The organism is Lysobacter sp. TAB13 (assembly GCF_052113885.1).
Classification (GTDB): domain Bacteria; phylum Pseudomonadota; class Gammaproteobacteria; order Xanthomonadales; family Xanthomonadaceae; genus Lysobacter; species Lysobacter gummosus.
In genome coordinates, this window is record NZ_JBFRDR010000120.1 from 1 (window position 1) to 535 (window position 535).

Genomic DNA, 535 nt, shown 5'->3' on the forward strand with positions numbered 1-535 from the left:
TGCGTGTGGCGGCCACCGCGTTGCGCCCTCGTGGATACAACGCCAGCCCGGTCACGGACCCCGTCATCGCCCCTTCCTCACAACGAGCCTGAATGGGATTGCGACATCACGCATCGATCACATGGTCGCGCGGTGAGCGCTATGCCCATGGAAGAATAGCGACCTCGTCGCTAGCTTGTTCCGGGAATCTGGAATCATCCCGGAGCGGGAGACCGGCGCCATGATGACGAGACGATATATCCTGCTGAGAAGCGCAGGCCTTGCGGCGGCATCATCGCCCTTGCTGGCGCTCATCGCGCGCTCCGAAGTGACCTTCCCGGTCACCCATACCGACGCCGAATGGCGCCGCCTGCTCAAGCCCGAGCAATATGCCGTCCTGCGGCAGAGCGGCACGGAGCGCCCCTATACGAGCCCGCTGCTGAACGAGAAGCGCCGGGGCGACTTCGCCTGCGCCGGCTGCGACCAGCCGCTGTTTTCCTCGACCACGAAATATGACAGCGGCACCGGCTGGCCGAGCTTCTGGGCGCCTCTGGAC

Annotated in this window: 1 protein-coding gene; it reads left to right on the plus strand. The window is 65.0% G+C overall.

Annotated features, from left to right (window positions below; genetic code table 11):
* Positions 1–220: 220 nt before the first annotated feature.
* Positions 221–535 (plus strand): peptide-methionine (R)-S-oxide reductase (gene msrB / locus AB4Y92_RS25410; RefSeq protein ID WP_441822137.1); only part of this gene is annotated, 315 nt, incomplete at its 3' end.